The sequence below is a fragment of the Meiothermus cerbereus DSM 11376 genome (assembly GCF_000620065.1).
GTDB lineage: Bacteria > Deinococcota > Deinococci > Deinococcales > Thermaceae > Meiothermus > Meiothermus cerbereus.
In genome coordinates, this window is sequence record NZ_JHVI01000023.1 from 38,668 (window position 1) to 51,668 (window position 13,001).

A 13,001-nucleotide genomic window follows, 5' to 3' on the forward strand; every position below is an offset into this window, starting at 1 on the left:
TCGAGCGCCCTAGCGCTTCCAGGCCTCCACCTTGGGCAGCTTGCGACCCTGGTCGTCGCGGGCCTTGCCCTGGATTTTTTTCTGAAGCTGCATCACCGCATAGATGAGGGCCTCGGGCCGGGGCGGGCAGCCCGGCACAAACACATCCACCGGCACCACGCTGTCCACGTTCTGCACGATGGCGTAGTTATTGAACATCCCCCCCGAGGAAGCGCAGGCCCCCATCGAGATGACCCATTTGGGGTCGGGCATCTGGTCGTAGACCCGGCGCATCACCGGGGCCATTTTCTTGGAGAGCCGCCCGGCCACGATCATCACATCGGCCTGACGGGGTGAGGCCCGGAAGACCTCGGAGCCAAAACGGGATAGGTCGTTGCGGGCGTCGGTCGAGGCCATCATTTCGATGGCACAGCAGGCCAGGCCAAAGGTCGCCGGCCACAGGCTGTTCGAGCGCCCCCAGGCAATGAGCTTCTCGAGGGTGGTAAACAAAACCCCCTCGTTTTCCAGTTCCTGCACGTCTTTTGTAAATAAGTCTGCAATGGTTGCCATTCAAAACCCCCTTTGTCTTCGGGCTGGGCCCACTAGTGCCATTTCATCACGCCCTTGTACCACTCGTACAAAAACCCCACGAACAACAAAAGCGTGAAGGCCAGCAGGCCGAAAAAGCCCACCACACCCACGGTACCGGCGCTCACCGCGTAGGGCCACAAAAAGGCCACCTCCACATCGAAGATGATGAACAGCATCGCCACCGCGTAGAAGTGCACCGGGAAGCGCTTGACCTCCCCGGCGGGGTCGTTGCCCGATTCATAGGGCATCAGCTTGAATCGCCCACCTTTTTTGGGGCCCAGAACTGCCCCTACCACGGTTGCCAGAACGGCAATGCCGACTGCAACAGCCAGGTACACCAGCAGAGCCTGATACTCACTTATAGGTGACATGCGCCTCCTCTTGATGGGTGGCCGAGCTTGTGCCGGTCTTCACGAGCTTTGGGAAACCCTACCGGCTGCCCGGCCTACTTGTCGCCAACATCTTACACTTCTACCTTCTCGACGCAATATCGTTCCAAGGAAAATGTTATTTGGGAATGAGCTCCAACATTGTAGTTACCCCTACCGGAACAGAAAAAACCAGCCTTTTATTCCTTCACGGGCCACCTCATAACCCTGCCCCGTCGTCCGTAGGGTGGTGTCGTCACCATCCCAAAGAATGCCCCAGCCAAGAAAGAGCCCTTGCTCATTCATCACCGCCATCAGGACGTAGCCCGCAAAGCCACCCAGGGGGCCTACCCAACGCGGGCTCGGGGAGGTCAAAAGTGTAAATCAGCCGGGGTAGCTTTCTGGTATTTTTGGGTTAGAGAAAGCCATTCGCCTCGAGGGATTTGAGTTCATCCACTTGCACATGCCCAGCCGGGCAGATCAAGAAGCATACGAAGGAACAAGTGGCTTTTGGCGATGGAAGTCAGGAACCTTAAAGCGAATCCGGTCGGCCCAGGATGTAGCCCTGTCCCAGGGAAAAGCCCAGGTACTGCAAATAGTTCAGGGCAGCTTCATGTTCGATACCTTCGGCAATCGCAGCCAGATTCAAGGCCTGGGCCAGGGCCAAAACCGCGGCCACCAGTCGGGCAGCAGAGCTTGTGGGGTTCGGAGGGGTGCTTAGGGCATTGGTAAAGGCCTGACCCAGCTTGAGTCCGTCCACCGGAAGATTGGCCAGACGTTCCAAGCTGGAGTAGCCGCTACCGAAGTCATCGAGGTAAACCCGCACGCCGAGTCTCTTTAGGAAACCTATGGTCTGGCTGGCATCTCTTCCTCGCCCATCTGGGATGAGGGAACTCTCCGTGATTTCCAGGATGAGGGCATCTGGAGGACAGTTGGTCTCTTCCAACACATTAACCACCAGTTCGGCATAGTTGGGCTGAAGGAGCTCTTGCGGGCTCACATTTACATGCACCGGCAGGCCGTGACGGTTCCTGTCCATACAGGCCCGACGCAGCACCCAGTTGCCCAGCCTGGGCATCAGGTGGTGCCGTTCTGCCAGGGGGATGAACTCGGAAGGAGGTGCTTTGGGCCAGCGCAGGAGGGCTTCCAGGGCCTCGGTTTTTCTCGTTTTGAGGTTTACAATGGGCTGGTACAGCAACGTCAGGTTCTTGTTGGACTCCAGATCCGATTGAAGGGCCTCCAGGAGCTCCATCTCCCGGCGCAAGGCATCCTGAAGCTGGGTTTCATAGAAGGCAAGGCGGTTTTTCCCCTCGGCCTTGGCGCGATAAAGGGCCATGTCGGCCCGCTGTAGAAACTCCCCTGGGGACAGTCCAGCTTCTCCCATGGCAATACCAATGGAGGTGGTGATACGGTACGTTCGCTCCCCTAGAGGTAGAGGAAGGCGGGCCACCTCGAGCAGCCGTTCGCCCACCTTGATAACCTCTTCCACCGTTTCTATTCCAGTGAGCAAAACCAGGAACTCATCGCCCCCTTGTCGGGCCACAATATCTCGAGGCCGAAGGGCAGCCTGGAGCCGGGTAGCGATTCCTCGGATTACCTCGTCTCCCGCCGCGTGGCCTTCCAGGTCGTTCACCAGCTTGAGCCCATCTAAGTCCAGGTAGAGCACTGTGGGGCGGGCTTCATGCTGCAAGGCTTGCGCCAGCTTCTCCATGAAAAATAAGCGGTTGGGCAGCCCGGTGAGGGCATCGTGGTACGCCAGGTGCTGCAACCTGCCCTCCAGCTCCATTCTCCTCAGGAGAAGACCCAACTGGCTGGCAAAAGCCTGGGCCAGTTCCACATCCAGGGGTGCAAAAGCGTCGCTTCGTTCGAAGTTATCGAGGTACAGAATGGCCTTGCGCTGCCCGGTCAGGTAGACCGGAACCGAAAGGATGGCCTGAATTTCCCGCACCCGCCCTGCCTCCTCCATCACCTGGCGCTGTTTGGCATCCAGGCGCCGGTTGTAGCGCTGCAGGTCTTCTTGTGTGAAGATATGGGCCTTCTTATGCTCGGTGAGGGAAATGGCATCCCCTGGCTGGAGGCGGATCTGGCGGAGCGCTGCCAGGTCGTACCCCCTGGCGGTCACAAAGTGGTAGTAGCCGTCTTCCATCAAGATGACAACGCTCCCTGCCTGGGCACTGGGTACGGTGTTCAGCGCGGCGTCGAGGATGAGGCTAAAAATAGAGTCGGAAAACCCCTCGGTCATGAGGGTCTCGTAGACCCGCAGGAGATTTTGGCGAAAGGTGCTCCAGCGCATCTCTCTTTCCTGGGCCTCGAGGCGATCTCGAATGTCCACACCCAGGGCCAGAATCTCCAGTGTTTCGCTGCCGGGACCGGGCACCGCCATAAAGGTCCATTCTGTCGGGTTAGCATCAAGGGTTGTGGCCGTAAGCGGCTGTCCTGGTTTTTCTAATGCGGCCTCAATAGGAAGAGAAAGGCCTTGGGGAAATGCCTTCTGCAAAGCAGGGTTGGCCCAGAGCAGCACCCCTGCAACACCCAGGCGGGCTACATAGAAAGGAGATAGGCTCAGAAGACGCTCTAACCAGCGATGGCGCTCAAAGAGATCCAAGGTTCGGGCCAACACCTCAGCTACACCTCGCAGGAAGGCGGCCTCCTCAGGGGTAAAGCTTCGCTCTTGCTGACAGTCATCCACCCCCAGGAAGCCCCAAAGGCCTTCCTCCACCCAGATGGGCACCACCAGAAGGCTCTGAATATCCTGGGCTTCAAGAAGGGGCCTTTCCGCTTCAGGAAAAGAGTACACGGTTCCAGCGATGGCCTGGTTCTGCAGGAATGCTTCCAGCCAGCGGGTGTACCCGGCTTCCTTCATGGGCAGATTTTGCAGTGCGGGATTCTGAATCTGGGGAGCCGTATCGGAAGCCGCCCACTCGGCCACTTGCGAGGCATACCAGGTGCCGTCCTGTTCCTTCAGACGAAAGATATAGGAGCGTTGGGTCTTCAAAGCCTCCGCCAGGGCCTGCAAAGTCTCGGGAAGACCGGAAAGCCCTTGTCGCAGCAGGGGCAAAAAGGTTTGGGGAATGCCATCAAAAGAAGCCTGTTGCATAGGGTAATGTCTTTGGTAGAAAGCCCCCTGAGGGTGGGGGGCTTGGGATTGGAGGCTCCTGTCAGTACCGCTTGTCCACCAGGGGCGGCCCTTCCAGGGCGGGGTCGGCCTGGATATCGTCGAGGCGGATGCCGGTGGCCTGTTGCAGGGCCGGGCCAAGCTGGGGCGGGACGGCCTCGGCCTTGATGCGCAAGGTTAGCTTGTCGGTTCCACCCTCCTTGGTTTCGACCACCAGCTGGGCACCGCCCCTGGGGTCTATACCAAAGGCCATCAGCATGGGTGCGAGTTCGGTGGGGTAGAGTTTGACCCCCTTGACCTTGACCATCAAATCGGTGCGCCCGATCACCCCTCTGGGCAGGCACAGCCTGCCCTCTGTGCGGGATACCACCGCCAGGTCGCCTGTGCGGAAACGAACCATGGGCATCAGGGTACGCGACAGAGAAGTCACCACCAGCTCACCCTTTTCACCCTCCGGGGTGGGCTGAAGCGTCTCGGGGTCAAGCACCTCGATGATGGCCATCTCGGGAATTTCCCACATTCCGTTCTTTTCCAGGCTCTCCCCTGCTACCACGCCCAGCTCGGAAGTGCCGTAGGCATCTACAGCGATGCCTCCTATGGCCTGCTCGAGCTTCTCGCGGTAACCCGGCACCGAGGTAAAGGGTTCGCCACCCGCCATCAGTAGCTCGAAGCGGCCTCCCGCCTGGGCAATCTTCATCGCAAAGCTGGGGTTGCAGACCAGGATCTCGAAACCATACTGCTGCTGTAGCTGAACGATGCGCTCGGCCTCGCCCGGGCCATGCGGCAGCACCATGGCGCCAGCCCGCTGCAGGGCCTCGTGGAACAGCCACCCCCCGGCAAAAACGTGGTAGCCAAAAGCCACCAGCGCTTTCTTCCCAGCCACCCCCAGGCGGCGCATCTGGGCTGCCAGGGCCTCCGCCTGGTACTGCACGTCGTCGGCCGAGAGGTACTCGGGCATCCAGCCAATGGCCGGGCTGGGGGTCAGGTGCATCAGGGCAGCCCCCTGGGGCGGCCTGGGGTTCGCCTGGATGTAGGCCAGCCACTCCTGCCGGGTGGTAAGGGGTAGGCTGGCAAGCTGCTCTGGGGTTACACCAGAGGCGTTCACTGTGCTGAGTTTTTGCGCGTAGACAGGGTGTTTTTGCGCGGCGGCAATGACGGTGCGAAGGCGTTGGACTCGATCCATACTGCTCCTTTCTGCTTTTCTTAGGCGATTATACGGCCTACTGCCGCGCTTGTACTTCTGTTGAAGCGGGCTGGGCCCTGATCGCAAGGTCTTGGGGGCTCAATCGAACAGGTCGAAGAGTTTAGACAGCTTGCTTTTTTTCTTTCCGCGGCGCTTGTAGGCCTCGTCGTCATCGGTGTCGTAGGGGCTACGCGGTTGGGCTGGCGGCGCGTACTGTCGGCGGTAGCTATCAAGCTCGGCCTCGTATTCCTGCTCGTACTGCCGCACCTGGCCCAAAAGCTTTTCCAGCTCTCCGCCGTCGAGCCAGACCCCCCGGCACCTGGGGCAAACATCTATGTGCACACCGTTGCGCTGTATCTCGTTCATACCTGTTTCGCAGTTGGGGCAGATTAAAAGCGGCATATGCTCCTCCACATACCAGCATGCAACAAAAGCGGGTTCGAAAACAGCCAGCCATCACGACAGTTACAACAGCGCGGTCTTCAATGGTGTCGTGGGTGGTTCGATTATCACCGGGTACGCTCCGGAAGGGCCCTATACTCCAGGGCAATGAGCACTTTAATCGCGCCCCTGCTGATCACTTTTGCTTTGAGTGGAATGGCTTTCTTCGCCCACCGCGCCATGAAGCAGATGCACCGCCGCTTGCTCGAGTCCGAGCTTGGGGGACGCAGCTACAACGAGCTGAGCGTGCACCAGCAACATTTCATCAACGAGGTGGTCAACCACAAATTTCAGCAGTCCCTTGGAGGCAGGCTTGCCACCTTCGTGCTGCTTTATGCGTACCCTACGATCTACATTGGCGAAAGGATATTCGGGCGCACCCAATTTAGTGCCATTGAGGTTTTTGGCATTTCCTCCCTGTTCTATTTTGTGGCTCTGGCGCTGGTCGATATGGTATCCAGGGCTGTGACCATGGGCTGAATGCCAGGCCAGCCTCAGCGGAATGCCCCAAGATTTTGTTTCGGTGGCAAGAATTTAGCCCTGCCGCTTAAGAAGCTCCAGCGCAAGCCAGAGCCCAAACCGCTTTTCCGGGCTTTCAAGCTCGCCCAGCATGCCCCGGAGTTGCTCGAGGCGGTAGTAAATGCTCTGCCTGCGCACACCCAGCTTGCGGGCTGCTTTGGCAATGTTGAACTGCGCCAAAAGCAGGGCCTCGAGGGTAGCCAGTAAGGTGCTTTTGGGGCGGCTGGGCAGGCGCAACAGCGTCCCGAGCTGGCGCTCTAAAAAACGCTGACCCAGCCCAGCCTCGATAAGGGCATCCAGGAGCGACTCCAGCAGGGGCTCGTCCTCACTGACGGCGGGGCGCAGGATTCGCTCGTGGGCAGCCCGGGTCAGCTCGGCAAAGCGCACCTCGCTGCGAAAAACCAGGATGGGAAACTGCAGCATCCGGGCGGTCTGAAGCATCTCGGCGGGTACTTCTTTTAGCCACTGCACCAGCTCGAGCCCCAGCCCACCCACCCCGGCCTCGGCCAGCGAGCGCACATAGGCCACGCGGGCTTCGGGGCTAGTGCGGGCCAGCTCGAGGCCTGTGGAAAGCAAAAGCTCGCCCCCCGAGAGCAGCCTGGCGGCGTCCAGCACCTCCGCCACGTGTACCCAGGTAATCTGCCCATCGAGCCTGGCCTGACCCGAAAGCAGTTCGGCCCCTCTGAAAGCGGGGAGCCCCAGGATTTGACGAAGCGTGGGAAGGCTCATCGGCTCAAACCTGGCCCGGGCCGCTACCGACCCAGTATCCAGCGCATGGTTTTGTCGGCCAGCCGATCCAGGGCCTGCACCGAGAGCTCGAGGTGCTCTTCTTTGGTGTCCTCGATTTTGTTGTGGCTAATGCCGTGCAGGCTTTGCACAAACATCATGACCGTAGGAATACCCGCCCTGGCTACCTCGGCGGCGTCGTGCAGCGGCCCTGAGGGCAGGCGGTGCGAGACCCCGGCCACCTCGCGGATGGCCTCATCGCAAAACTCGATCAGCTCGGGGTGGAACAAAATGGGCTCGATGCGCCAGATGGTCTGCCAGTCCGGCGCGGGCAGCCCACCTTCGCGGGCAAAACGCTGGCTGGCCTTTTCTGCTTCAAACTTAAGCCGGGCCAAAGCTTCGGCATCGAGGTGGCGCTGGTCGAGGGTGATGGTGCACTCGGCCACCACACTGGTTACGATACCCGGCCTGGTTACACAGCTCCCGATGGTCGAGACCCCGCCATTGCGGTCGGTGATGTTGTAGATTTCGGGGGCCATCTTAGCCGCGGCCAGAAAGGCATCTTTGCGTTTGTGCATGGGGGTCGAACCGGAGTGGGCAGCCTGACCACGGAAGGTGATGGCGTGACGCTCCACCCCAAACGTACCCAGCACCACCCCTAAAGGCAGACCCATGTCCAGGAGTACCGGGCCCTGCTCGATGTGCAGCTCGAGGTAGGCCGCCGCATTTTTCTGTTCGAGCTGGGCCTCGAGCATCCGGGAGAGCTCCACCCCACAGCGTCGCAGGGCATCTTCCAGGCGAATGCCGTCCTTATCGGTGCGGTCTTTTTCCAGTTCGGGCTCCAGGGTGCCCGAGAAGGCCGAGGAGCCCAGCAGGCTGCGGCCAAAGCGGGCCCCCTCCTCGTCGGCCCAGTCTACCAACCGCACCGTAACGGGGGGCTTTCCCTGGTATTCCTTGGCAATCCGGCGCAGCACCTCGAGGCCCGCCAGCACATTCAGACAGCCGTCCAGCCAGCCTCCGCCCGGCACCGAGTCCAGGTGGCCCCCAATCAAGAGGGCCTTCTCGCTTTGGCCTTGTAGCGTAACCCAGTTGTTGCCCGCGGCGTCGTAGTGCTGCTCCACAGGCAGGTCTGCCAGCTTGCTGTTAAACCATTCGCGCGCTTTGAGCCAGGTATCGCTCCAGGCCACCCGCCAGGCCCCGTTTTCATCGGCGGTGAGTTCGCGCAGTTCCTTGAGTTCGGCCACGGTTCGTTTGGGGTTAAGCATGGTTCCCTCCAAAAAGCATTCTGTTTCGACCACCTGGTGTGAAATAGGGGGCGACGCATTGGCCGCCCCCCAGCTCAGATTGCTTTCACGCTTTAGTGCAGGTTATTTCCAGTCTCGAGCGCGCTTGCCGGTAGCGGCTTCCCAGGGGCCATAGTCCACCGTGGCCGCTGGGGGGTCTTTGGTCAGAATACCCTGCTCGCGCAAGAGCTGCACCGAAGCCTGATAATCGGCAGGCACCAGGAAGCCAGCCCAGCCTTTGGTGGTGGCCCCAGCGTTGTAGAGCTTGGCGATTTCGGCCATCTGCCAGGTCTGGTGGCCTTTAGCATCCGCACGGCTGCCGGAGCCCTTGCAGGTGTTGCCACATACTGGCAGCACGTACTTTTCTACCGTCTCGGCCTGGTTGGCTACCGCCCAGTTCCAGCCCTGAATGGAGGCCCGAATCAGGCGGGCTGCCACCTGGCGACCGGTGAGGCCCGAACCTTTAAAGTTGCGGTCGTTCAGCACCCGCTCGGTAGTAAAAATCAGGTCTTCCAGCAGGTTGATGCCCAGGTCGGCCAGCTTGAAGACATCTACCTTGGTCTCGTCGTAGCCCAGCCCGGCAATCTGGTTAACTTCGTTATAGATCATGGCCGAAACCAGCTGCACTTTGTCGGGGAACACCAGGGCAGGGTCGAAGGGGTAGCTCACCGCAGTTACATCGGGGTTGGTAACCCGCGGGTCGAGCGAGCTGGTCAGGCCACATTTGCGGAACAGAGCCACTGCGGGGTACTCGTTACCGGAGGGCCAGACTCCTACGCTCTTTCCTTTGAGGTCTTTACAAAGGTCCTTGATGCCGGTGGACTTCAGCGCAACCAGGGTAAAGCCCGAACGCTGGAAAATCTGGGCCAGGTGCACTACAGGAATACCGCGCTCACGGGCAGTTAGCAGGTCGGCAATCCAGGTTGTGCCAAAGTCGGCTGCACCAGACTGCACCACCTGAATGGGCGATTGATCACCCGCAGGCAGCAGGTTAACGTCGAGGCCCTGAGCCCGGAAAAAGCCCCGCTCTTTAGCCACAAAGAAACCAGCAAACTGCGCCTGAGGAAACCACTTAAGCTGCAGGTTCACCTTGACCAGGTTTTGCTGTGCGCTTGCAAGCGACGCCAGCACGAAGACTGCCAGTACCCAAAAGACCGACCACTTCTTCATCCTTGCCCTCCTTTTTGTGCCAGAACGACTTCAGAAGGTAGCCTACTTCAACCTATAACCCTCTTGTCAAGCAATATCTTTATCTTTATTATCTTTCCTCACCTCCTAACCAGCTAACAACGCATGTTTCGTGGCCATGTTGTTTTTCCTCATCAGCCACTAGCTGCCTGCAAGTTGTGCGCCACCCAAGCCTGCTTTACCACTCGAGATGCGGGTTTCGCCGCGAAGCGGGGTGACCGAAGGTGCGAGCCTGGCGTAAGGGCCGTCAGCGAAACGATACATGCCACCCCGTGAACTTGCGCTCGAGCCAGGCCACCAGTCCATACCAGGCGATGCCGATAATCGAGGCCACAATAATGGCCGACCACACGATGTCGAAACCGAAGCGACCCGCTTCGATCTGGATGCGAAAACCCAGGCCCTGCCCGTTGGCTCCAAAGAACTCACCCACAATGGCCCCAATCATGGCCAGGGTTGTACCCAGCTTGAGGGCGTTGAATATGAAGGGTAGTGCGTTGGGCAGTCGAAGCCAGCGGTACTGCTGCACCTCACTGGCCGCATATGAGCGCATCAGATCCAGCGAGAGCGGGTTGACCTCGGTCAGACCTCGAAAGGCATTCACCACCATAGGAAAAAACACCGTAATGGCTACGATGACGGCCTTGGAGGGCCAGTCGATTCCAATCATCTTGACCAGCACCGGGGCCAGGGCCACAATCGGGATGCTGCTAAAGACCGTGGCATAGGGCAAAAGACCGCGCTCGAGGAAGACGTAGCGGCTCACCAGCAAAGCCGTGAGCAAACCCAGGCTGCAACCGACCAGGTAGCCCACCATAGCCTCCAGCACCACGGTCTGGTAAGCGTCTCGCAAAAGCACGTCCCGCACCTCCAGCAGGGTCGAGAGCACCCGGCTAGGGGTAGGAATCAAGCCCGTAGGAACCTGATAGGCCCGCAACAGGGCCTCGGCAGCCACCACCACCGCGAGAAGCGTGAGGGCGGCTGGCGTGAAGCCAATAACCGGGTTGGTGATGTTTACAAACTGCTGGGCCACCCTGGCAATGCCCCACACCACCAGCAAGAAGCCCAACCCAATCAGGAGCTTCTGGGCACCGGAAGCCGGTTCGGACATGTCCCACCAGGCTGCGATGAACCAGAGCAACAACCCAAACCCAAGCCCCAGCAATAGCCACCCCGACCCGTATCTGGCAGCAGGCCCGTATAACGAGCTCACGAACGCACCTCCCCCCGCGTAGCCAGCCGGGTCTCTTTTGTGGGCACAGCCACCACCTGGCTCGAGCGTCGCCAAGGCGTAAGCAGGCGCTCGAGCCAGTTCACCAAAGCCACCAGCAAAATGCCCAGCACCGCCGAAGAAAGCATGATCACCCACATCGCCACCACATCCGAGGCCCTCGAGTTCTCCGCCAGCATCTTGCCGATGCCCTGAAAGCTGATGGTGGAGATTTCAGCCACAATGGCCCCGATCAAAGCCGCCGTCATGGCCACCTTGAAGGCGGTAAACAAATAGGGCACCGAGGCCGGAAAGCGCAGCTTGAGGTAGGTCTGCCAGTTGTTGGCGTTATAGGTTTTCATCAGGTCGAGGGCCAGGGGGTCGGGGCTTTTGAGCCCCTTGGCCACCCCGATGGTGATGGGGAAAAAAGCGATATAAGCCGCAATGATGGCCTTGGGCAGCCAGCCCTGCACCCCATACTGCCCCAGCAAGACCACCAGCATGGGCGCAATGGCGATGATGGGCACGGTTTGCGAGGCCACAATCCAGGGCAGCAAGGCCCGCTCGAAGGCCCTCGAGGCCACCATCCCGATGGCAAAGAAGAAGCCCACCAGCGTCGCCAGCAGCAAGCCCACCAGCGTCTCGAAGGCAGTCACGGCCGCATTGATGGGTATGGCATTGGGCGAGTTGAGGGGAAACATCAGGTTGGCAAAACCGTTCCAAAGCTGCTGCGGCGAAGGCAGCACCGGGCTTCTGAGCTGGGTCGCACACTCGAAAGCGGTCTTGCAGGGCAGGGCTGCGCCTGTATCCAAAGCCCGCTGGGCTGCCGGGATATTGGCCAGGTACATGATGGGCCAGTACAGCGCTACCACCACCAGCGCCACCACCAGCATCGGCACCAGGTTGGGCGAGAGGCGCATCACTCGGTCACCTCGTAGCCGTGGCCTTTGCGCAGGGCTTCGCGCACCTCGGTGGCCAGCTCGAAAAAGCGGGCGGTCTCGCGGGTCTCGAAGGTACGGGGCTGGGGCAGGTCTACCGGTATGACGGTCTCGATTTTTCCGGGGCGGGGGGTCATGACCACAATGCGGGTTGAGAGAAACACCGCCTCGGGGATGGAGTGGGTCACGAAAATCACGGTTTTGCCCGTCTCCCGCCACAAGCGCAAAAGCTCCAAGTTCAGGTTCTCGCGGGTAATCTCGTCCAGGGCCCCAAAAGGCTCGTCCATGAACAAAAGCTGGGGGTCGATGGCCAACGCCCGCGCGATGGAGACCCGCTGTTGCATCCCGCCCGAAAGCTGCCAGGGGTAGTGCCGGGCGAACTTCTCCAGTCCCACCAGCGTCAGCATCTGTTCGGCCCTGGCCTTGCGCTCAGGCGGCGGAAAGTTCATCACCTCCAAAGGCAGCATCACGTTCGAGAGCACCGTGCGCCACTCCATCAGGGTAGGGGCTTGAAAAACATAGCCATAGGCCCGGCTTTTCCGCGCTTCCTCGGGAGTTTTACCCCCGATGCGGATGGTGCCCGCAGAAGGCTTTATCAGGTCGGCCAGCAAGCGCAACAAGGTGGTCTTGCCGCAACCCGACGGCCCAATCAGGCTGATGAACTCGCCCGGGGCAATCTCGAGGTTGGCGTCTTTGAGCGCCACCGTTCCGTTCTGAAACACCATCGAGACCCCCTGCACCGATACAATTGCGCCAGGGTTGGAACCTTTAGCGGATAGCTCTGAAGCGGTATTGGCTTGCATCATGTTCGTTCCTATTTGTGCCGGTTGCCGGTCAGGGCTGCGGTCAGGCCCAGCCCGATATAGATGCCCCCGGTGACGAGCCGCTGCCCCTGGGCAAAGCGCGGCTCACGGGCTTTGCGACGCAGCCAGCCCCCGAGTGAGCTGGACAAAAAGGCGTAGGCCCCATCGCTAAGGGTTGCCAGAGCAATAAACACTACCCCCAACAATAAAAACTGCAACCAGGCCGCACCCCGGGCCGGGTCCACAAACTGCGGCAGGAAGGCAAAAAAGAACAGGGCGGTCTTGGGGTTGAGGACATTGACCACGAACCCTTGCAGAAAAATTTGCCGCAAGGGCTGGCGTGCTGCCGCACCGAGCTCGAGGGGCTCCCTGGAAAACCACGTCCGCAGGCCCAAGTACACCAGATAGGCCGCACCCGCATACTTAACCAGACTGAACGCCAGGGCGCTGGAAAGCAAAATGGCCGAAAGGCCCAGGCTGGCCATCAGCACGTGCACCATACCCCCACACTGGATGCCCAGAACGCTGGCCACACCCGCCGCAGATCCCTGAGCGGCGCTGCGTGTAACGATATAGAGCACCGCCGGCCCCGGAATCAGGAGCAAGGCCAGGCTGGCCAAGGCAAACACAAGCAGTTGGTCTGGGGGTATTAGCATC

At 60.1% G+C, this 13,001-nt stretch carries 13 protein-coding genes and 1 pseudogene; 1 reads left to right on the forward strand and 13 read right to left on the reverse strand.

What is annotated here, in order from left to right:
- Positions 1-9: 9 nt before the first annotated feature.
- The 6 genes and pseudogenes from Q355_RS0109490 to Q355_RS0109515 all read right to left on the reverse strand — a co-directional run bounded on the left by Q355_RS0109490 (position 10) and on the right by Q355_RS0109515 (position 5,638).
- Positions 10-549, reverse strand: coding sequence for a NuoB/complex I 20 kDa subunit family protein (locus tag Q355_RS0109490; protein WP_013014132.1), 540 nt, complete (start codon positions 547-549; stop codon positions 10-12).
- A gap of 32 nt (positions 550-581) precedes the next feature.
- The gene (locus Q355_RS0109495) at positions 582-941 is read right to left on the reverse strand and encodes an NADH-quinone oxidoreductase subunit A (RefSeq protein ID WP_027877591.1); all 360 of its coding nucleotides are present in this window, start codon (positions 939-941) and stop codon (positions 582-584) included.
- Positions 942-1,205: 264 nt separating this feature from the next.
- Positions 1,206-1,311 (reverse strand): annotated as a pseudogene (locus Q355_RS17305) (transposase); the annotation flags it as partial.
- A gap of 159 nt (positions 1,312-1,470) precedes the next feature.
- Entirely contained in the window at positions 1,471-4,035 is a 2,565-nt protein-coding gene (locus tag Q355_RS0109505) for a bifunctional diguanylate cyclase/phosphodiesterase (protein ID WP_051529373.1), read from the reverse strand.
- Between the two features lie 61 nt (positions 4,036-4,096).
- Positions 4,097-5,236, reverse strand: coding sequence for a phenylacetate--CoA ligase family protein (locus Q355_RS0109510; RefSeq protein ID WP_027877594.1), 1,140 nt, complete (start codon positions 5,234-5,236; stop codon positions 4,097-4,099).
- A gap of 99 nt (positions 5,237-5,335) precedes the next feature.
- Positions 5,336-5,638, reverse strand: a complete 303-nt coding sequence (locus Q355_RS0109515; RefSeq protein WP_027877595.1) for a TFIIB-type zinc ribbon-containing protein — start codon at positions 5,636-5,638, stop codon at positions 5,336-5,338.
- Between the two features lie 147 nt (positions 5,639-5,785).
- Here Q355_RS0109515 and Q355_RS0109520 point away from each other — a divergent pair, with 147 nt between their 5' ends.
- Positions 5,786-6,157 carry a hypothetical protein gene (locus Q355_RS0109520; protein WP_027877596.1) on the forward strand — a complete coding sequence of 124 codons (372 nt, stop codon included), beginning with the start codon at positions 5,786-5,788 and terminating at the stop codon, positions 6,155-6,157.
- A gap of 54 nt (positions 6,158-6,211) precedes the next feature.
- Here the strand turns inward: Q355_RS0109520 and Q355_RS0109525 are convergent, their stop codons facing one another.
- From Q355_RS0109525 to Q355_RS0109555, 7 genes are all read right to left on the reverse strand, one after another.
- On the reverse strand, positions 6,212-6,925 hold the full coding sequence (locus tag Q355_RS0109525) for a PucR family transcriptional regulator (RefSeq protein ID WP_027877597.1): 714 nt from the start codon (positions 6,923-6,925) through the stop codon (positions 6,212-6,214).
- Between the two features lie 23 nt (positions 6,926-6,948).
- Positions 6,949-8,187 (reverse strand): Zn-dependent hydrolase, encoded by a 1,239-nt coding sequence (locus Q355_RS0109530; RefSeq protein ID WP_027877598.1) that lies wholly within the window; start codon positions 8,185-8,187, stop codon positions 6,949-6,951.
- 102 nt (positions 8,188-8,289) lie between these two features.
- Positions 8,290-9,375, reverse strand: a complete 1,086-nt coding sequence (locus Q355_RS0109535; RefSeq protein ID WP_027877599.1) for an ABC transporter substrate-binding protein — start codon at positions 9,373-9,375, stop codon at positions 8,290-8,292.
- 265 nt (positions 9,376-9,640) lie between these two features.
- Positions 9,641-10,504, reverse strand: a complete 864-nt coding sequence (locus Q355_RS0109540; RefSeq protein WP_245597544.1) for an ABC transporter permease — start codon at positions 10,502-10,504, stop codon at positions 9,641-9,643.
- 98 nt (positions 10,505-10,602) lie between these two features.
- Positions 10,603-11,523 carry an ABC transporter permease gene (locus Q355_RS15685; RefSeq protein ID WP_245597547.1) on the reverse strand — a complete coding sequence of 307 codons (921 nt, stop codon included), beginning with the start codon at positions 11,521-11,523 and terminating at the stop codon, positions 10,603-10,605.
- Complete coding sequence (locus Q355_RS0109550) at positions 11,523-12,347, reverse strand: ABC transporter ATP-binding protein (RefSeq protein WP_036259175.1); 825 nt, start codon at positions 12,345-12,347, stop codon at positions 11,523-11,525. Before Q355_RS0109550 ends, Q355_RS15685 begins: the two co-directional genes overlap by 1 nt.
- 8 nt (positions 12,348-12,355) lie before the next feature.
- Positions 12,356-13,000 carry a LysE family translocator gene (locus tag Q355_RS0109555; protein WP_027877602.1) on the reverse strand — a complete coding sequence of 215 codons (645 nt, stop codon included), beginning with the start codon at positions 12,998-13,000 and terminating at the stop codon, positions 12,356-12,358.
- Position 13,001: the final 1 nt, after the last annotated feature.